Raw genomic sequence first — 19,941 nt, forward strand, 5'->3', positions numbered from 1 at the left:
GCAACGCGTTGAAGAAATCCGGTGGCAGCGCCCGTGCATCGGAGTCCGGCAACGCCGGATCGATGCGACGGCGGGCACGCGCCTGCGCGGCCATCCCGACCGCGTCCCTAGAAGGATTCGCCGGTTTTCGCGCCCCCTTTCTTCCGGATAATGGCCGCAGCCGCGCCCTCGACAGCGCGCCGTCCACCGCAGACAACAACAAACCGGAGACACCCGCCTTGATCGCCACGCTTCCCGCCACCTACCGCCGGCTCTGGCCGCTCGCCGTCGCCGCCGCGCTGCTGTACGGGCTGTCACTCGCCGCCGCGCCCTATCCGGGCCAGGCCGCAGCGAAAGCCGCGATGGGCATCCTGCTGCTCGCGGCCGGCAGCACCTGCGGCGCGCCGCGCGAACGCGCGTGGCTGTGCGCGGCGCTCGCCACAGCCGTGCTCGGCGACGTGCTGCTCGCGCTATCCGACTGGCCGCTGTCGTTCGTCCTCGGCCTCGGCGCGTTCCTGCTCACGCATCTCTTCTATTCCGCGATTTTCTTCCGCTGGCGCGCGCGGCCGCACGGCTGGCGCATCGCCGCGCTGGTCGGGCTTTGGATCGCCGCGCCGGCGTTCTACCTCGCGTTCCTGCCGCACCTCGGCGAGCTGCTGGCGCCGGTCGCCGTGTACATGCTCGTGCTGTGCGCGATGGCGAGCTTCGCGCTCGCCGCCCGCACGCACGGCCCGCTGGTGGCCGTCGGCAGCCTGGTCTTCGTCGGTTCCGATACGCTGATCGGCGTCGGCCGGTTCCTCGGCGGCTTCCCGGGCATCGATTACCTGATCTGGGGCCTCTACGCGCTCGCGCAGGTCACGATCGTGGCCGGGGTTTTCCATGAGACCGCCGCCCGATCGATCCGCCCCTGATTCCGTTTCAAACAGGCCGCCGCACACCGGCGGTCTCGTCCACCGCTTCTCTTGCCCCATCGACGGGCCTTTCCGTGAATTCCGCCATGCGGAAACCGACCTGTTCCAAACCCCGCTCAGCCTTTTCCCGTCTGGCTTCCGGCCCTTAGAGCGCCGCTTCTAGCCTCTTGCGGTTTCCGGGCTCACCCTCTATCGTTACATCAAACAATGTAACATTCAAAAATGAGCCAAATCGGAGACACCCGGATGAATGCTCGCACGTTGCCTTTCGGTCCGCCCGGCCACGACGGCCTGGACGAAACCATCGACATCGCCATCATCGGCACCGGCTTCGCCGGCCTCGGGATGGCGATCCGCCTGCGGCAAACAGGCGTGACCGACTTCGTCGTCCTCGAGAAGGCCGCGTCGGTCGGCGGCACGTGGCGCGACAATCATTACCCCGGGTGTGCATGCGACGTGCAATCGCACGTCTATTCGTTCTCGTTCGCGCCGAACCCGCGCTGGACGCGCATGTTCGCGCCGCAGCCGGAGATCCGCGCGTATCTGGAAGACTGCGTGCAGCGCTTCGGGGTCGGCCCGCACCTGCGCCTGAACCACGAGCTGCAGCGCGCCGAGTACGACGAGGCCGCGCAGCGCTGGCGCCTCACGTTCGCGAACGGCAAGCGGCTGTCCGCGCGCGTGCTGGTGTCGGGGATGGGCGGCCTGTCGCGCGCCGCGCTGCCGGCGATTCCCGGCGTCGAGCATTTCCAGGGCCGCGCGTTCCATTCGCAGCAGTGGGATCACGACTACGCGCTCGAAGGCAAGCGCGTCGCGGTGATCGGCACCGGCGCGAGCGCGATCCAGTTCGTGCCGCAGATCGCGCCGCGCGTGAAGGAACTCACGCTGTTCCAGCGCACGCCGCCGTGGATCATGCCGAAGCCCGACCGCAACCTGACCGGGCTCGAGAAGTGGCTGTTCCGCACGCTGCCGTTCACGCAGAAAATCGTGCGCAGCGGCATCTACTGGATGCTCGAATCGCGCGTGCTCGGCTTCGCGATCCATCCGTCGCTGATGAAGAACGTGCAGAAGCTCGCGTTGCGCCACATTCGCAAGCAGATTCCCGACCCTGAGCTGCGCAAGACCGTCACGCCGAACTACACGCTCGGCTGCAAGCGCGTGCTGATCTCGAACGACTACTACCCGGCGCTGTCGCGCAAGAACGTCGACGTGATCACGACCGACATCGACCATATCGAAGCCGACGCGGTCGTGACGACCGACGGCAAGCGCCATGAAGTCGACTGCCTGATCTACGGCACCGGCTTCCAGGTCGCCGATCCGTTCCCGCGCGGCGCAATCGTCGGCCGCGGCGGTCTCGACATCGTCGATGCGTGGCGCGACGGCGCGCACGCGTATCTCGGCTCGACGCTGCCCGGCTACCCGAACTTCTTCATGATCGTCGGCCCGAACACGGGCCTCGGCCACAACTCGATGGTGTTCATGATCGAGTCGCAGATCGAATACATCCTCGGCGCGCTGCAGGCGATGCACCGCGAGCGCGCGGACGCGATCGAGGTGCGCCCGCTCGTCGAGGCGCAGTTCAACAGCGACCTTCAAGGCAGGCTGAAGAAAGCGATCTGGTCGACGGGCGGCTGCAAGAGCTGGTATCTCGACCCGCGCACGGGCAAGAACACGACGCTGTGGCCGGGCTTCACGTGGCGCTTCCGCCAGGCGACCGCTCACTTTTCGATCGCCGACTACCACGCGTATCGCGCGCCGCAGCACGACACGATCGCGCGGCCCGTCGCCGCGCCCGCCGCTTCCGCATCCACTTCCGCCGAAGCGGCCTGAGCCAGACAAGGAGCCACCGACATGAGAGATTTCGCCAACAAGGTCGCTGCGATCACGGGTGCCGGCTCGGGCATGGGCCGCTCGCTCGCGATCCAGCTCGCGCAGGCCGGCTGCCATGTGTCGCTCGCCGACAAGAATGGCGTCGGCCTCGCCGAAACCGAACGGATCGTCCGCGCGATCGCGCCGAACGTGCGCGTGTCGACGCGCGTGCTCGACGTCGGCGAGCGCGACGCGATGTTCGCGTGGGCCGACGACACCGCGAAGGAACACGGCAAGGTCAACCTGATCTTCAACAACGCGGGCGTCGCGCTGTCGAGCACGATCGAAGGGATGGAATACAGCGATCTCGAGTGGATCGTGAACATCAACTTCTGGGGCGTCGTGCACGGCACGAAGGCATTCCTGCCGCACCTGAAGGCATCGGGCGACGGCCACGTGATCAACACGTCGAGCCTGTTCGGGATCTTCGCGCAACCGGGCATGAGCGGCTACAACGCGACCAAGTTCGCGGTGCGCGGCTTCACCGAATCGCTGCGCCAGGAACTCGACATGATGAAGTGCGGCGTATCGGCGACCTGCGTGCATCCGGGCGGCATCCGCACGAACATCGCGCAGGCCAGCCGCGTGTCGAAGAACATGGTCGGCTTCATGGTCGCGAGCGAGCAGCAAGGCCGGGACACGTTCGAGAAGTTCTTCATCACGACCGCCGACGACGCCGCGCGCACGATCCTCGCCGGCGTGCGCCGCAACAAGCGTCGCGTGCTGATCGGCCGCGATGCGAAGGCCGGCGACTGGATGGCGCGCGTCCTGCCGTCCGCCTATCAGGCACTCGTCGTGCTGGCGACGCGCCGCGAGGCCGCGAAGGCCCGCCGCCAAACCGCACACGGCACGCCGGCGCCCGCGCCGCTGCACGCCACGTACAACAATGCAGGCAATCAGGGAGGAGAACAATCATGACGACCCCGAACATGATGCCGGTGCGGCGCGACATCCGTTTCGCGCTGCCCCCCGAACGCGCACGCGACTGGCACGTGCAGGGCGTACCGGTCACGCACTTCATGAACGCGCTGTCGCTGCTGTTCCCGGCCGGCGAACGCTTCTTCATGGATTCGGTGCGCAACTACCGCGACCGGATCGAGGATCCCGAGCTGAAGAAGCAGGTGCTCGGCTTCATCGGCCAGGAAGCGATGCACACGCGCGAACACATCGAATACAACGACCTGCTGCAAGCGTCGGGCCTGCCCGCGCACAAGCTCGACAAGCGCTTGTGGACGATCCTCGGCTGGTTCAAGAAGGCGCTGCCGCACTCGATGCAGCTCGCGATCACGATCGCGCTCGAGCACTACACGGCGATCCTCGCGAACCAGCTGCTGTCGGGCCACGAGCACCGGATCGACGGGTCGGTCGAAGGCTACCAGCAGATGTGGATGTGGCATGCGATGGAGGAAACCGAGCACAAGGCGGTGTCCTACGACGTATGGACCGCCGTGATGAAGCCCGGCCTGGGCAGCTACCTGCTGCGCACGGGCACGATGCTGACGACGACCGTGTTCTTCTGGACGATCGTGTTCGACTTCCACGTGCGCCTGATGCGCGCGCACCGTCGCGAACACGGCAAGTTCGGCGGCATGTGGCGCCTCGTGAAGTACCTGTACGGCCCGAAGCACGGCGTGTTCCCGAGCATCGCGCGCGAATGGCTCGACTACTTCCGCCCGGGCTTCCACCCGTGGGACCACGACAACCACCAGTACCTGCAGGGGCTCGACACGCTGCTCGAGAACATCGACGCGACCAACGCGCGCTACGCGGCGCAGGCCGCCCCGCGCCGCGTGCCGCTGCATCCGGTTCCGCAGGCATGACGCCATGGCGCGCGCACACGAGATGCTGACCGTCCAGTCCGGCGGCGTGAAGCTCGCCGTCTACGTAAGCGGATCGCGTCGCGCGCCGCCGCTGATCCTCGTGCACGGCTACCCCGATTCGGCGGCCGTGTGGGCGCCGATCCGCGCGCGGCTGTCGAAGCGCTACCGCGTGATCGCGTACGACGTGCGCGGCGCCGGCGCATCCGATGCGCCGCGCCGCCGCGCCGACTACACGCTCGCGCGGCTCGCCGACGACCTGAAGGCGGTGGCCGACGCGACCTGCGGCGGCCGGCCGTTCCACCTCGTCGGCCACGACTGGGGGTCGATCCAGTGCTGGGAGGCCGTGACCGACCCTGCGTTCCGCGGCCGGATCGCGTCGTACACGTCGATCTCGGGCCCGTGCCTCGATCACGTGTTCCGCGCGAAGCTACGGCTCAAGCAGAGCCTGAAATCGTGGTACATCGCGTTCTTCCACCTGCCGCTCGTGCCGTCGCTGGTGTGGCGGCTCGGCGGTGCAGCGCTGTGGCCGCGCTGGCTGCAGCTCACCGAGCGCGTGCGCGCCGAGCGCGATCCCGTGCAGTTGAAGAACGCGCTGAACGGCCTGCAGCTTTACCGTGCGAACTTCCTCGCACGGGCGCGCAAGCCGCGCGAACGGTATGCGCAGGCGCCCGTGCAGATCCTGGTGCCGGTGCGCGACCGGTATGTCACGCCCGAAATGTCGGTCGACCTCGACCGCTGGCTCGGCGACCACGTGCGCGAGGAAATCGACGGCACGCACTGGATCGTGCTGCGCCACCCGGACATGATCGCGTCGCGGATCGACCGCTTCGCGTCCGCGCAGGAACGGCCGCCGGTCACGAACGCCGCGGTTCAGCGCCCCGTCGGCGTAGGCAGGCGCCTGAACAGCGTCTCGTAGTCGACGACGAGCCCGTCGTCGTCGATGTCCATCTCGGCCGTGAAATTCCGGAAGATGCCTTCGTAGCGGTAGCGCCGGCCCGGCTCGATGCACGCGTAGGCCTGCTTGACCGGCGTGACCTTCAGGTCCGGCGTCGAGACATACGCGACGTCGATCGGCCGCCGCTCGCCGCGCGCAAGCCCGAGGCGGCCGATCGGCAGCGAATTCGTGAACGGCGTCGCGGCGATGTCGATGTCGATGCAACCGTCGAGCTCGGGCAGCGGGCGGCCCGCGCCGTCGTGCCAGTGGCCTGCGCCGTCGCCGCGCAGTTCCAGCGTGCCGCCGCCCATCACCTTGAGCACCGCGTATGTCACGCGCCAGTGCGGATCGCACTCGACGCGATACGCGAGCCCGTATGCGCGGCCGTACCGCTGGCCGACCACCGCGCTTTCGACGACGATCCCGCCGCCGCTCCGGTCGAACGTCAGATGTTCGACCCCGTCGCCTTCCAGCGACGCCCAACGCACTTCACGCATCGTTCCGCCTCCCGGTTTCTCCAATGCAGGGCATCGTCGCACCCATTCCCGAACGAAGACGCCAACAAACACGTACTTGCACAGAAAGGCTAACGATTGCCCAAATTCGTTACCGCAACCGAAAAACTGCCCAAAAACGTTAACGCGATCCTACCGGCATCGCCATACCCCAATTCGGGGCACCGCCGACAAATCCTGACTATCCAGAATTCCCTATTCCGGTGCATGAAATTGTGTCCTATGCTCGCGGCTCGTCCTGTCACGCCGCCGCCATGCCTACCGCCCGCCCCGCTTCGCCGTCGATCGACCTGCGCATCCTGCTGCGCGGCATCGGGCAGATCGTATTGCAGGCGAATGCGTTCACCGGCGCGATGCTGCTCGCCGCGCTGGCGGTGACCGACGTGCGGCTCGCGTGCGCGGCGCTGATCGGTTCGGCCGCCGCCAGCATGACCGCCGTGCTGACGGGCGCCGAGCGGCGCGACGTCGAACAGGGGCTGCACGGCTTCAACGGCGCGCTCGCCGCGCTGATCGCCGTGCTGTTCGCGCCCTATTCGCTCGCTGCCCTCGCGCTGATCCCGCTGGTCGCGATCGGCGCGGCACTCGTGCAGCGCGCGATGCGCGCGCCGCTCGCCCGCTGGCGCCAGTGCCCGTATTCAAGCCCGTGCCTCGCCGTCACCGCGCTGTGGCTGCCGTTTGTCGTGCTGCCGCATGCGAACGGCGCCGCGGCCGACGCGGCGCTGACGCTTACCTCCGCCGCCGACGCGCTGCTCTCGGGCGTCGCCCAGACCACCTTCGCGCAAGGCGCGTGGCCCGGCATGCTGATTGTCGCCGGCATCGCGGTCGCGTCGCGCCGCGCCGCCGCATACGCGCTCGGCGGCGCAGTCGTGTCGACCGTGCTGCTGCTCGCGCTCGGCGCGAACGGTACGTCGTTCGCCGATGGCCTGCTCGGCTTCAACGGCGCGCTCGCCGCGCTCGCGTTGATGTCGCGCGGCCCGCGCGCGGCGTTCGCGGCCGCCGCACTCGCCGCGCTGATCCAGTGGCTCGCGACGCGTGCGGGCATCCCCGCATTCACGGCTCCGTTCGCGCTCGCGTCGTGGGTCACCGTGGCCGTCGCGCGCCGCTTCACCCTCGGAGAACCCGATGTCGTCATTCGCACACCGTCCTGATGCCGTGAAGCCCGGCGGCCCGATCTCGGACACCGAACGCCGGCTGCGCGTCGATCTCGCCGCCGCGTATCGGCTCGTCGCGCTGAACGGCTGGGACGACCTGATCTACACGCACCTTTCCGCAACCGTGCCCGGCGAGCCCGGCCACTTCCTGATCAACCCGTTCGGCCTCACGTTCGACGAGGTCCGCGCATCGAACCTCGTGAAGATCGACCTGGCCGGCAACCGGATCGGCGACAGCGAGCACGCGGTCAACGTGACGGGCTTCGCACTGCACGCGGCCGTCCATGCCGCGCGTGCCGACGCCGTGTGCGTGATGCATCTGCACAATACGGCCGGCATCGCCGTGTCGATCCAGCGCGACGGGCTGTTGCCCGCATCGCAACACGCGCTGCGCTTTCACGGCGACCTCGCGTACCACGACTACGAGGCGCTCGCGTTCTCGCCGGCCGAAGGCGCGCGTCTGACCGCGAGCCTCGGCGCGAAATCCGCAATGCTGCTGCGCAATCACGGCACGCTGACGGTCGGCCGCACCGTTGCCGAAGCCTATGTACTGATGGATACGCTGATCAAGGCGTGCGACATCCAGGTCCGCGCGCAGGCAGGCGGCGGGCCGCTCGTGCTGCCCGACCCGGCCGTCGCCGACCGCACCGCCGAACAACTGCGCGACGGCGGCGCGATCGAAGGCGAACTGGAATGGCCGGCGCTGCTGCGCCGGCTCGACCGGATCGATCCGTCGTATCGCGACTGACGCCGCAACCCTCGCCGCAACCGCGGCCGAATCGTTCAAACGCAACCGGAGCACCTGTCATGCCGACTTTCAATATCCAGCTCTTCGAAGGCCGCACCGTCGACCAGAAGCGCGAATTCGTCGAAGCAATCACGCGCGTCACGTGCGAGACGCTCGGCTGCGCGCCGGGCTCGGTCGACATCATCCTCACCGACGTGAAGAAGGAGAACTGGGCGACGGCCGGGAAGCTTTGGAGCGACGAGCGCTGAGCGTGACAACCGGCGTCGCTTCGGCGCCGCCAGCAGCGCGCTGAGTCCCCCCCCTGCAGCGCCGCGCCGCGGGCGCTGCAGACTCCCGCTTCACGCGCCCTCCCGTTGTGCGCCCGCACATCGCTTTGTCACGCAATCGGCGCATAATGCCGGACAGACGCAGCAGCCAATGGCCACCCGGGAGACCGCCATGGAAGCGAAGAACGAGGAAGTCGTCGCACACCTGCTCTCCGACGTCGTCGAATTCGCGCGCGGGCGCCTGCCCGAAGCCACGTTCCAGATCGTCGAACCTTTCCTGCGTCATTACTACGATTTCGTCGACGCCGACGATCTCGAGAACCGCAGCATTGCCGACCTGTACGGCGCCGCGATGGCGCACTGGCAGACCGCCCAGAAATACGTGCCCGGCAGCGAGCGGCTGCGCGTGTACAACCCGATCCTCGAACAGCACGGCTGGCACTCCGACCACACGGTCATCGAGATCGTCAACGACGACATGCCGTTCCTCGTCGACTCGGTGACGATGGCCGTCAACCGCCTCGGGCTCGCGCTCCATTCGGCACTGCACCCCGTATTCCGCATCTGGCGCGGCGCCAACGGCGGCATCGAGCGCGTCGACGCGGGCGGCGCGACGCCCGGCGATGGTCAATCGCAGCTCGCATCGTTCATCCATTTCGAAGTCGATCGCTGCGGCGACGCCGCGCTGCTCAACACCTTGCGCAACGACATCGCGCACGTGCTCGGCGACGTGCGCGCATCGGTGGAAGACTGGCCGAAGATCGTCGACATCGCGCGCGCGACGATCAAGGACATGAAGGCGCGCGAATCGACTGCGGAAGACATCGAGGCGCGCGCGTTCCTCGAATGGATGTCCGCCGATCACTTCACGTTCCTCGGCCACCGCGACTACGCGCTCGTGTCGGACGGTACCGGCTTCGGCCTGCGCGGCATCGAGGGCACCGGCCTCGGCATCCTGCGCGAATCGCTGCGCACGTCGGGCGCGCCCGACGTCACGCCGCTGCCGCCGGCCGCCGCCGACATCATCACCGGCTCCTGGCCGATCTTCCTGACCAAGGCGAATTCGCGCGCGACCGTGCACCGGCCCGGCTATCTCGACTACGTGGGCGTGAAGCTCATCGGCGCCGATGGCAAGGTCACCGGCGAGCGCCGCTTCATCGGGCTCTACACGTCGACCGCGTACATGGTGTCGAGCGCCGAGATCCCGATCGTGCGCCGCAAGTGCGCGAACATCGTGCGGCGCGCGGGCTTCCTGCCGAAGGGGCATCTCGGCAAGTCGCTCGTGACGGTGCTCGAAACCTATCCGCGCGACGAGCTGTTCCAGGCCGACGAAGACCAGCTCTACGACATCGCGCTCGGCATCCTGCGGCTGCAGGAACACCAGCGCACGCGCCTGTTCGTGCGTCGCGACCGGTTCGACCGCTTCGTGTCGTGCCTCGTGTTCGTGCCGCGCGACAAGTACAACACCGACCTGCGCCGCCGCATCGCGAAGCTGCTCGTCGACGCATACAACGGCGTGAACGTCGAATTCACGCCGCTGCTGTCGGAATCGGCGATCGCGCGCATTCATTTCGTCGTGCATGCGGAACCGGGCACGATGCCCGACGTCGACACGCGCGAGCTCGAAACGCGGCTCGTGCAGGTGGCGCGCCGCTGGCAGGACGATCTCGCCGACGCGCTGCTCGACGCGTTCGGCGAAGAGCAAGGCAACCGCCTGCTGCAGCGCTATGCCGACTCGTTCCCGGCCGGCTATCGCGACGACTATCCGGCGCGCACGGCCGTGCGCGACATCGAGTTGATCGAGCACGTGAAGGATACGGGCCAGCTCGCGATGAACCTGTACCGGCCGATCGAGGCCGAGGCGCGCGCGTTCCGCTTCAAGGTCTATCGCGCGGGCGACCCGATCGCGCTGTCGCGCAGCCTGCCGATGCTCGAGCATCTCGGCGTGCGCGTCGACGAGGAGCGGCCGTACCGGATCCAGACGCAGGACGCCGCGCACGCTTGGGTGCACGACTTCGGGCTCGAGCTCGTCGACGATACCGAGTTCGACATCGAGCGCGTGAAAGGCCTGTTCGAGGATGCGTTCGACCTGATCTGGAGCGGCCGGATCGAGAACGACGACTTCAACCGCCTCGTGCTGCGCGCGCACCTGAGCGCGCGCGAAGTGACGATCCTGCGCGCGTATGCAAAATACCTGCGGCAGGTCGGCTCGACGTTCAGCGACGCGTATATCGAACGCGCGCTGACCGGCAATCCGGCGATCGCCCGGCAACTCGTCGAGTTGTTCCTGCTGCGCTTCGACCCGCGCATCGACGACACGCGCGACGTGCAGGCCGAACGGCTGCTGAAAGCGATCGAAGCTGCGCTCGACCAGGTGCCGAACCTCGACGAGGACCGCATCCTGCGCCAGTTCCTCGGCGTGATCAACGCGACCGAGCGCACGAACTACTTCCTGCTCGACGCGAACGGCGAATCGAAACCCTACCTGTCGTTCAAGTTCAATCCGGCGAAAGTGCCCGGCCTGCCCGAACCGAAGCCGATGTTCGAGATCTGGGTGTATTCGCCGCGTGTCGAGGGCGTGCACCTGCGCGGCGGGCGCGTCGCGCGCGGCGGCCTGCGCTGGTCGGATCGCCGCGAGGATTTCCGCACCGAGGTGCTCGGGCTGATGAAGGCGCAGATGGTGAAGAACGTCGTGATCGTGCCGGTCGGCTCGAAAGGCGGCTTCGTCGTGAAGAACCCGCCGCCGCCGAGCGATCGCGAGGCGTGGATGCGCGAAGGCATCGCGTGCTACCAGACGTTCCTGCGCGGCCTGCTCGACCTGACCGACAACCTGGCCGGCAATACGATCGTGCCGCCGCCCGACATCGTGCGCCACGACCCCGACGATCCGTATCTGGTCGTCGCCGCCGACAAGGGCACGGCCACCTTCTCCGACTACGCGAACGCGATCTCGCACGAATACGGCTTCTGGCTCGACGACGCGTTCGCGTCCGGCGGCTCGGTCGGCTATGACCACAAGAAGATGGCGATCACCGCGCGCGGCGCGTGGGAATCGGTGAAGCGGCACTTCCGCGAGATGGGCATCGATACGCAGACGACCGACTTCACGGTGGTCGGCGTCGGCGACATGTCGGGCGACGTGTTCGGCAACGGGATGCTGCTGTCGCCGCATATCCGGCTCGTCGCCGCGTTCGATCACCGGCACGTATTCCTCGACCCGAACCCCGATCCGGCGATCAGCTTCGCGGAGCGCCAGCGCATGTTCGCGCTCGAACGGTCGAGCTGGGCCGACTACGATCCGGTCGCGATCTCGGCGGGGGGCGGCGTCTATCCGCGCACCGCGAAGACGATTCCGCTGTCGCCGGCCGTGCAGGCCGCGCTCGGCATCGACGCGCACGCGCTGCCGCCGACCGAGCTGATCCGCGCGATCCTGCAGGCGCCGGTCGACCTGCTGTACAACGGCGGCATCGGCACCTACGTGAAGGCCGCGCGCGAAACCCACCTGCAGGTCGGCGACCGCGCGAACGATGCGGTGCGCGTGAACGGCGCGGACCTGCGCTGCAAGGTCGTCGGCGAAGGCGGCAACCTCGGCTGCACGCAGTTCGGCCGCATCGAATTCGCGCAGCGCGGCGGCCGCATGAACACCGATGCGATCGACAACTCCGCCGGCGTCGATTGTTCGGATCACGAAGTCAACATCAAGATCCTGCTCGGGCTCGTCGTCTCCGACGGCGAGATGACCGAGAAGCAACGCAACGCGCTGCTCGCGGAGATGACCGACGAAGTCGGGCTGCTCGTGCTGCGCGACAACTACTACCAGACGCAGGCGCTGTCGATCGCGGGACGTTATGCCGTCGAATTGCTCGACGCCGAGGCGCGCCTGATGCGCTGGCTCGAACGCGCGGGCCGCCTGAACCGCGTGATCGAATTCCTGCCGACCGACGACGAAGTCGCCGAACGGCAAGCCGCGAAGCTCGGCCTCACGTCGCCGGAGCGCGCGGTGCTGCTCGCGTACAGCAAGATGTGGCTCTACGACGCGCTGCTCGAATCCGACGTGCCGGAAGATCCGCTCGTCGCCGCGATGCTCGTCGACTACTTCCCGACGCCGCTGCAGCAACGCTTCAGCGAACCGATGCGCCGCCATCCGCTGCGCCGCGAGATACTCGCGACGCACCTGACCAATGCGCTCGTCAATCGCGTCGGCTGTGCGTTCGTACACCGGCTGCTGGAGGAAACCGACGCGAAGCCGGGCGACATCGTGCGCGCGTGCATCATGGCGCGTGACGTGTTCGACCTCGATGCGGTATGGCGCGACATCGATTCGCTCGACAACCGCGTCGCCGACGACGTGCAGGCGCGCATGTTCGTCGACGTCGCGCGGCTGCTGGAGCGCGCGGCGCTGTGGTTCCTGCGGCACCTGCAGTCCGGCGCGGTGGCCGACGGCGGCGTTGCCGAGCTGATCGCGCGCTGCCGCGATGCCGCGCAGCGGCTCGCGCCGCAACTGCCGTCGCTGCTGCCGGCCGACTCGCTCGATGCGTTGTCCGAGCGGCAGCGCGTGCTGGTCGAAGCCGGCGTCGACAGCGCGCTCGCGGTGCGTGTCGCGAGCGGCGACATCTCGGCCGCGCTGCTCGACATCGCCGAAGTGGCCGCGACCTGCAACCGCAGCCTCGAACTCGTCGCGGGCGTCTATTTCTCGCTCGGCACGCTGCTCAATTACGGATGGATCGGCGAACGCGCGTCGACGCTGCCGACGCCGACGCACTGGGACATGCTCGCGCGTGCCGCCGCACTCGCGGAAATTGCTCGCCTGAAGCGCACGCTCGCGACAAGCGCGCTCGCGGAGTCGCCGGATTCGACCACGCCGGAGACGATCGTCGGCGCGTGGCGCGAACGCCGCGAAGCCGCGCTCGCGCGCTACGAGCACCTGCTCGCGGACCTGCGCGCGTCGGGCGGCGCCAGTCTCGCGGTGCTGCTCGTGATCGTGCGGGAGATGGCCGTGCTCGAACGCGCGTGACCGGGCTGGCGTCGAACGTCCGGCGGAATTGCGTCGTCGGTCCGGCGTGGCCGGAACCGACGCGCGTGCCTGCCTGCTTGCGTGCCCGCGACGCTAAACCGTCGCAACCAGCAGTTCCTCAGCGTTGTTCGGCGGCCTGAGACCGTCCGTGCGATCGGCGAAATAGCGGCGCGTCAGTTCGGCAGCCGACACATGTCCGGCTGTCGCAAAGCCGACCTCCAGCGCGAGTGCCTGGATCTGCGCCGGCATGAAGAAGCTGATGAACGGCGTGCCGCTCGCGCGCGCGCCCTTCGCGGCCATTTCGAGCCCCGGGCGCACGTCCGGGTCCGCGTTCTCCAGCGGCAACAGGAACGTCATCGCCAGCGTCGAGCCCGGCGCGAGCGACGCGACTTCGCGCAGCGCGGCCGCGTTCGCTTCGCGCGTCAGGTACATGCTGACGCCGGTGGACACCACGACCGCCGGCTTGCCGGCATCGAAGCCCGCGTCGACGAGCGCATCGCGCCACGACTGCTTCGCCTCGAAATCGACCGGCACGAAACGCAGCCAGTCGGGCACGCCGAAGCCGAGCTCGACCAGGCGGCGCTGCTTCCATGCCTGCGGCGCTGGCGGATCGACTTCGAAGACGGTCACGCGCGACGCCATGTCGGGCCGGCGCTGCACGAAACTGTCGAGGCCCGCGCCGAGGATCACGTACTGGCTCACGCCGCGCGCGGCCTGCTCGACCACGAGATCCTCGATGAAGCGCGCCCGCGCGACGATCGACGCGCGAAACGGCCGCGTGAACTGCGGATCCATGTCGCCGCGCTGCTGCCAGCCCGGCGCCGGCGCGAGCAGTCGAAGCCCGACTTCGTCGGCAAGCACGTGCGGCAGCGCGTCGAGTTCGACGTGCAGCGCGCGCCACAGCGCGACACGTGCGGCGGTGCTGTCGGGGGCGTCTTTGCGGGGTTCGGTATCGGTCATGTCGGCGTCACTCGTGCTGGTTGCGGGTAGTCGGTTAGACGGCGTCAACTCGTCCGGATGAAATATCACGCCTTCCTGGTGGACGGTCCGGCTTCCCGCGGCGGTACGGCAGCGGCCCGCGCCGCCAGCCGCACAAACAGCGCGTCGAGATCGAACCCTGCCGTATCGATGCCGATCGTGTCACGCAGGCACGCGCCCCACTCCGCCGCGTCGTCGAACGTGACGGTGCGCCCGGCCCCCGCCGCGTCGCGCAGCGTCAGTGTGGTGTTGCGCAGCGCCGCGCGGCCGTCCGGCAGCACGCGGCACGCGATCAGGTCGTTCACGAAGATCGATTCGGGATACGTCGACGTGAACCAGTTCGCGACGTCGTAATCGATCCACTCGACCGGTTTCAGCGAGAAACGGTAGGTCGTCTGCCAGCCGTCGGGGATCTCGAACTGCATGTCGAATTCGCCGTCGACCGGCGCTTCGACCACGCGAAACGCGCCGTGCGGCGTCAGTTGCCGCTCGCCCGGCACGAAGCGCAGCGGCGCGGTCAGTGTCGCGCTGCCGAAGCCGATGTCCGCGAGCCAGACCGCGCCGTCGAGATCGATGCGCAGCACCATGTGCGTCTGCGCGGTGACGATCTCGGGCGGCAGCATCCAGCGCACGCGCGCGATCAGCGGCGTCACGCGAAAACCGATCGTCGTGAGCGCGGTGTAGAAGAGCTTGTTGAGTTCGAAGCAGTAGCCGCCGCGGCGGTGCCCGATCACCTTGTCGACGATCGCGGGCAGGTCGAGGGCGACGCGCGCGCCGGTCAGCGGATTGAGGTTTTCGAACGGAATTGCCTGCGGGTGCAGCAGATGCAGCCGGCGCAGCACGTCGAGCGTCGGCTCGGCCGGGCCGTCGTAGCCGATGCGGGAGAAATAGCGCGAGAGGTCGAACGAGTCAGTCATGAACCTGCACCGATAAAAGGGACACGCCACGATAGCATCGTGCGAAATCCCCGTGTTGTGCAGGGCAATTGCCCGTCGTCGCGCGCGATGCCGGCACCGCACCGCGCGCGGCCCCGCGCAACGTTACGGCAGCAGCTTCAGCGCGGACGACGCGACCGACGGCACCGAAATGCCCTGGCTCGTCGCGAACTGCACGGCCTGGCTGAGCGTCGCCGCGAGCGACTGCAACTGGCCCGGCGCGCTTTGCGCGATATACGACGCGGCCTGCATGTTCTGCGGATTCAGGCCCGACTGCAGCAGCGAAGCGGCGCTCGTCGAACCGAGATTGCCGAGCCCCGACTGCAGTTGCGAATACTGCGTGAGCCCCTGGCCGAGCGACGCGAGGCCGTTGCTGAACGCCTGCTTGTCGATCGGGCCGTGCGACGCGCCGCCGCTCGCGAATGCCTGGCCGAGCGCCTGCGACACCGACTGCTGCGCGCCGCCCATCTGCGACAGCGCGGCCGGCGTCAGCGCGTTACCGCCGGCCAGCTGGCCCGCGGCCTGCTGCGCCTGCCCGGCCGCGCCGGTGAGCCCCATCGCCGACGCGAGCGACGACTGGCCGGACAGCACCTGCTGATTCGCACCGACATACGCCTGCAGCAACTGCGCGACGACGCCCTGCGCGGGTGCCGCCTGCTGCTGGCCGCCGCCGAGCAGCGACGCGCCGAGCGACTGCAGGTCGAGCTGCGCGTGCGCGGCGCCGCTCACCAGGATGCCGAATGCGATGCCTGCCGAGGCCAGGTGCCTGCCCGTCGCGCGAATGTGCTTCATGTGTTTTCCCTCGTGCCGGAATGATTGAGGCCGATATTGTCGAAGCGCGTCGCGCGCCGCCGCAACGACTGAAACACATCGAAACGAAATCGCGCCGCGCGGCCGCTTGCAATTCCGCGAACGACGGACACCGTCGAGCGGATTCGTCCGCGGTTGCTGCGCGATATCACGCGTGTGCCGGAATTCGTTCTCCGGTGGCATCAATGCGGGTGGGGTTCGAGCTCCGCGAGCGGTACCGCAAACGCATCGCGGTCAGAAGACGCGTTCGTCACCGGCGTGCCGGGTGCTGGGTGCTGGGTGCTGGGTGCTGGGTGCTGGGTGCTGGGTGCTGGGTGCTGGGTGCTGGGTGCTGGGTGCTGGGTGCTGGGTGCTGGGTGCCGGGTGCCGGGTGCCGGGTGCCGGGTGCCGACAAACTTCGCGTTCAGAGATCGAAGCAAAACGGGCGGCTCGCCGCCGCCCGTTTCGCCACCCCGCTACCCAGCGATCTTACGTAGCCATCCACGCCGGCAGCCGCTGGCCGACCCAGTCGGCCGCCTGCTCGTAGCCGCGTGCGAGCTGCAACACGGCGAGATCGGCGCGCGGACGCCCGATCAGTTGCATCCCCATCGGCAGCCCCGCGTCGTTGAAGCCGACCGGCACGTTGATCACCGGGCAGCCGGCCAGCGTCCACGGCACGACCGTTTCCATCCAGCGGTGATAGGTGTCCATCGCGCGGCCCGCGATCTCCTTCGGCCAGCGCTGGTCGACGTCGAACGGGAACACCTGCGCGGTCGGCGCCGCGATGAAGTCGTAACGGTCGAAGAAACTCAGCACGGCCTGGTGCCACGCGGTGCGCTCGACGCTCGCGTCGAACACGGCCGCGCCCTGCATCGCGAGCAGCCCTTCGACCTCGTAAATCGCCTCGGGCTTCAGCAGCGCGCGGCGCGCCGGGTCGCGATAGTGCGCGAGCAGCCCGCCGCCGGACAGCAGGTGCCGGTGCGCGAGCCACAGGCGCCAGATCCGGTCGGGCGCGAACGCCGGCAGCGCGGCATCGACGTCGCAGCCGATCTCGCGCAGCGTCGCCAGCCCCTGCTCGCACTGCGCGAGCACGCCGGCCTCGGTCGCGAGATAACCGTTCCAGTCGCCGACCCACGCGATGCGCTTGCCGCGCAGGTCCGCGTCGAGCGGCTGCGCGAACACGGCCGGATCTTCCGCAAGCGACAGCGGATCGTTGCGGTCGTAGCCGGCCTGGATCGCGAGCAGCTGCGCGACGTCGCCGACCGTACGGCCCATCGGACCTTCGATGCCGAGCTGCTGCACGAACACGTCGACGCCCGGCCAGCGCGGCACGCGCCCCTGCGACGGGCGGAAGCCGTAGATGTTGCAGAATGCGGCCGGATTGCGCAGCGAGCCGCCGAAATCGCTGCCGTCCGCCACCGGCAGCATCCGCGACGCGAGCGCCGCTGCCGTGCCGCCGCTGCTACCGCCCGCGCTCTTCGTCAGATCGTATGGATTGCGCGTCGCACCATAAACCTCGTTGAACGTGTGCGAACCGAGCCCGAACTCCGGCGTATTGGTCTTGCCGATGAAGATCGCGCCGGCCGCGCGCATCCGCGCGACGCCGACGGAATCGGCCTGCGGCACGTTCTCGCGGAAGATCGGCGAGCCGTAGGTCGTCCGCAGCCCCTTCGTCATCGCCAGATCCTTCGGCGCCTGCGGCATCCCGTGCATCCAGCCGTGGTATTCGCCGCGCGCCAGCGCGGCATCCTTTTCCGTGGCTTCGGCGAGCAGCGCATCGCGGTCGCGCAGCGCGACGATCGCGTTGACTGCGCCGTTCACGCGCTCGACGTGGTCGAGATACGCGCGCATCGTCTCGACGCAGGAAACCGCCTTGCTGCGAATCGCCGACGCGAGCTCGCCGGCCGACAGGCGCACGATCGGGTCAACGGGGATGGAAGCGGGAGCGAGAAGCTGCGGGGCGCCGTGCGGCATGCGAGGTCTCCTGGAACCGGAATGGATTGGCGGGCCGCGTGGCGGCGGCAGTCGCTCCCGAAGCGGCCGGGAGGGGCCGCGCCGCGGCCGATGTTCTACTCTACGCGACGCCGATTCGGCGACCTCCGATATTTTCCGCCGCGATTCATTGCGGATCCGACTAAATCGATCCGACGCGTGCCGGGTAGCCCACGCCGCCCCGGTCGATGAAATCGTTTATGCGCATAAACTTAAATTTCTTATATTTCTAATAGGCGCGACACGAGGCGGCGTGCGTTAACGACATTTTTACGCGGCCGCCCGATCTCTTTAGATTGCGCGTTCCGGCCGCGCGCTACGCTGGAAGCATCTCGTTCCCTTGGACATCGTTCATGCTCAAGCTGCTGGTTCCGGTCGGTCACTCGCCCCGCTCGCTTCAGGCGGTTCGCCACGCGACATTCCTGTATCGCGAGCGGTGCGCGTCGGAGATCGTGCTGATCAATGTTCAGGCGCCGCTCGAATCGACGCGGCTCGAGGCCTATCACCCGCTGTCGCGGCTGCGCGCGATCGAGGAGAAGTTCGCGTCCGACGATCTGGCCGTGGCGGAACGGATTCTGCGGGAAGCCGGCGTCAAGTACAGCGTCGTGATGAAGGTCGGCCCGGTGGCCGATACGATCGCGACCGTGGCGGCCGAGACCGGATGCGACGAGATCGTCGTCGTCGCGCCGAGGCATGATCCACTTCATGCGCTGATGTCGGTGTTTCGCCGCAGCGTGATGGGCCGGCTGGTGCGGATTTCGAATGTGCCGGTGACGGCCGTGCAATGACAAGGATGATGCGCGGCGGTGCTTCGACGCGTCGACGGTAGGTCGCATGACAGGCCGCAGGCTTGCACCGGCGACGGACGCATGAGCGGCGCAGTGCGTGTGCGCGTTGCGCATCGCACGCGTACCGCCCGTCGCGCAACGCTTATTCGATGACCTTGCGCCAGAACACGAAATAGGCGGCCGCCGAAGACGCAACCAGCAGGATTGCCCACATCGGAGCGAGACTGATCAGCACGGAAGAGACGTTCAACATTTGGATTCCTCACTATTTCGACAGCGATGTTCAACACGCACCAGCTTGCCGGAACCGATGCATTCATCCGTCATCGCATTCCGTCAAATCATGCATTCATGCTATCGCTTTGAGCGGCAGCGCGACCGTCCCCGCCTGCCCGTCCCCTGACATTCGTCAAACTCGCGCGAATCACCCGCCTGTCGTGCCGAAACCCGTCGCGCGATTGCCGCGCTGCGTGCCAATCCTCGTCTGCCTGCCGCCAGCCTGAAAGCGCCCTTCCTTTTGCACACGAAACACGAAAAACGGGACTGGATCACGCCGCCCCGCCACCGATTCAGCAGACGTTTACCGGGGGAACCCCCAAGTGCTTCGCCGAACGTGTCCGCGTTACGCTTGAGCGACGAGGAGACGAACCATGAGACGAGCCGTACATATCGCTGTTTTCGCGCTGCTGGCGTATCTCATTGCCGATCGCGCGATCCTGCATGCGCAGGGCCGCGACGCCAGCCCGCTTGCATGCGAACAGGGTGCCGCGCAGGTGAAGTCCGACGCGCTCGGCCGCGGCTTCGGCGAGGCAGCCGCCAGCAGCCAGGGCGAAGCGTTCATGTCGGGTTGCCTGGTGACCGGGCGAGGCAATCAGGACGTCGCGATGGCGAACCGTTGACGCGAATCCGGTGACGCTCCAGTCGCGTTCAAGTCCAAACGCCTGAACCGAAGCCGCGAGCGCCCACATCAGTTCCCGCGGTTCATCGCCATTTTCCCGATCGACGTTGCGACGAATGCCACGGTCCGGACACCGTTCGCGCCGAACGTCTGCTCGCGGTCCGTATCGTTGCGGGGAAGACACATCGACATCCGCGCCATCAGGCCATCCTTGCCGTAATCGCCGAACCAGTCGACCAGCCGGCCGATGTAGCACGCGCCGCCGACATGAACCGGCATGTCGCCGACGATTTCGTACGCGTCGTGGTTCATGTACGCGCTGTATCGTCGCTTTGCACCGAAGGCGGAACCGGA

At 67.9% G+C, this 19,941-nt stretch carries 17 protein-coding genes; 11 read left to right on the forward strand and 6 right to left on the reverse strand.

The window, feature by feature from the left end; genetic code table 11:
* The first annotated feature begins 218 nt into the window (after positions 1-218).
* From R9B84_RS28480 to R9B84_RS28500, 5 genes are all read left to right on the forward strand, one after another.
* Positions 219-890 carry a lysoplasmalogenase gene (locus R9B84_RS28480; RefSeq protein ID WP_423763307.1) on the forward strand — a complete coding sequence of 224 codons (672 nt, stop codon included), beginning with the start codon at positions 219-221 and terminating at the stop codon, positions 888-890.
* 246 nt (positions 891-1,136) lie between these two features.
* A complete protein-coding gene (locus R9B84_RS28485) occupies positions 1,137-2,720 on the forward strand; it encodes a flavin-containing monooxygenase (RefSeq protein ID WP_423763308.1) in 1,584 nt (527 codons plus the stop codon).
* A 21-nt stretch (positions 2,721-2,741) separates the two neighbouring features.
* On the forward strand, positions 2,742-3,677 hold the full coding sequence (locus tag R9B84_RS28490) for an SDR family NAD(P)-dependent oxidoreductase (RefSeq protein WP_423763309.1): 936 nt from the start codon (positions 2,742-2,744) through the stop codon (positions 3,675-3,677).
* Positions 3,674-4,579, forward strand: coding sequence for a metal-dependent hydrolase (locus R9B84_RS28495; RefSeq protein WP_174416939.1), 906 nt, complete (start codon positions 3,674-3,676; stop codon positions 4,577-4,579). Before R9B84_RS28490 ends, R9B84_RS28495 begins: the two co-directional genes overlap by 4 nt.
* Positions 4,580-4,583: 4 nt before the next feature.
* Positions 4,584-5,495 carry an alpha/beta fold hydrolase gene (locus tag R9B84_RS28500; protein ID WP_423763310.1) on the forward strand — a complete coding sequence of 304 codons (912 nt, stop codon included), beginning with the start codon at positions 4,584-4,586 and terminating at the stop codon, positions 5,493-5,495.
* Here R9B84_RS28500 and R9B84_RS28505 read toward each other — a convergent pair.
* A complete protein-coding gene (locus tag R9B84_RS28505) occupies positions 5,450-6,010 on the reverse strand; it encodes a putative glycolipid-binding domain-containing protein (RefSeq protein ID WP_423763311.1) in 561 nt (186 codons plus the stop codon). The two genes, R9B84_RS28500 and R9B84_RS28505, sit on opposite strands and share 46 nt — an antisense overlap.
* Positions 6,011-6,282: 272 nt before the next feature.
* On the opposite strand from R9B84_RS28505, the gene R9B84_RS28510 reads away from it, so the two are divergent.
* From R9B84_RS28510 to R9B84_RS28525, 4 genes are all read left to right on the forward strand, one after another.
* Entirely contained in the window at positions 6,283-7,176 is an 894-nt protein-coding gene (locus R9B84_RS28510; protein WP_423763312.1) for an urea transporter, read from the forward strand.
* Positions 7,151-7,927: a class II aldolase/adducin family protein gene (locus tag R9B84_RS28515; protein WP_423763313.1), complete on the forward strand. Its 777-nt coding sequence runs from the start codon at positions 7,151-7,153 to the stop codon at positions 7,925-7,927. The genes R9B84_RS28510 and R9B84_RS28515 overlap by 26 nt, the downstream gene beginning before the upstream one ends.
* Before the next feature lie 59 nt (positions 7,928-7,986).
* Positions 7,987-8,175 (forward strand): 4-oxalocrotonate tautomerase, encoded by a 189-nt coding sequence (locus tag R9B84_RS28520; RefSeq protein ID WP_011354745.1) that lies wholly within the window; start codon positions 7,987-7,989, stop codon positions 8,173-8,175.
* A gap of 190 nt (positions 8,176-8,365) precedes the next feature.
* Complete coding sequence (locus R9B84_RS28525; protein ID WP_423763314.1) at positions 8,366-13,207, forward strand: NAD-glutamate dehydrogenase; 4,842 nt, start codon at positions 8,366-8,368, stop codon at positions 13,205-13,207.
* A 93-nt stretch (positions 13,208-13,300) separates the two neighbouring features.
* On the opposite strand, the gene R9B84_RS28530 is transcribed toward R9B84_RS28525, so the two are convergent.
* The 4 genes from R9B84_RS28530 to R9B84_RS28545 form a co-directional block, all read right to left on the reverse strand.
* Entirely contained in the window at positions 13,301-14,167 is an 867-nt protein-coding gene (locus R9B84_RS28530) for a class I SAM-dependent methyltransferase (protein ID WP_423763315.1), read from the reverse strand.
* Between the two features lie 65 nt (positions 14,168-14,232).
* Positions 14,233-15,102 (reverse strand): arylamine N-acetyltransferase family protein, encoded by an 870-nt coding sequence (locus R9B84_RS28535; RefSeq protein ID WP_423763316.1) that lies wholly within the window; start codon positions 15,100-15,102, stop codon positions 14,233-14,235.
* Between the two features lie 123 nt (positions 15,103-15,225).
* The gene (locus tag R9B84_RS28540) at positions 15,226-15,912 is read right to left on the reverse strand and encodes a hypothetical protein (RefSeq protein ID WP_423763317.1); all 687 of its coding nucleotides are present in this window, start codon (positions 15,910-15,912) and stop codon (positions 15,226-15,228) included.
* A 486-nt stretch (positions 15,913-16,398) separates the two neighbouring features.
* Positions 16,399-17,883 (reverse strand): amidase, encoded by a 1,485-nt coding sequence (locus R9B84_RS28545; protein WP_423763318.1) that lies wholly within the window; start codon positions 17,881-17,883, stop codon positions 16,399-16,401.
* A 371-nt stretch (positions 17,884-18,254) separates the two neighbouring features.
* Between R9B84_RS28545 and R9B84_RS28550 the strand changes: the two genes are divergently transcribed.
* Together R9B84_RS28550 and R9B84_RS28555 are read left to right on the forward strand one after the other, a co-directional pair.
* Entirely contained in the window at positions 18,255-18,689 is a 435-nt protein-coding gene (locus R9B84_RS28550) for a universal stress protein (RefSeq protein WP_423763319.1), read from the forward strand.
* Between the two features lie 650 nt (positions 18,690-19,339).
* The gene (locus tag R9B84_RS28555; protein WP_423763320.1) at positions 19,340-19,588 is read left to right on the forward strand and encodes an adhesin; all 249 of its coding nucleotides are present in this window, start codon (positions 19,340-19,342) and stop codon (positions 19,586-19,588) included.
* A gap of 68 nt (positions 19,589-19,656) precedes the next feature.
* On the opposite strand, the gene R9B84_RS28560 is transcribed toward R9B84_RS28555, so the two are convergent.
* Positions 19,657-19,899, reverse strand: coding sequence for a hypothetical protein (locus tag R9B84_RS28560; protein ID WP_423763321.1), 243 nt, complete (start codon positions 19,897-19,899; stop codon positions 19,657-19,659).
* Positions 19,900-19,941: the final 42 nt, after the last annotated feature.

It is taken from the genome of Burkholderia sp. NLJ2, from assembly GCF_049487195.1.
GTDB lineage: Bacteria > Pseudomonadota > Gammaproteobacteria > Burkholderiales > Burkholderiaceae > Burkholderia > Burkholderia pyrrocinia.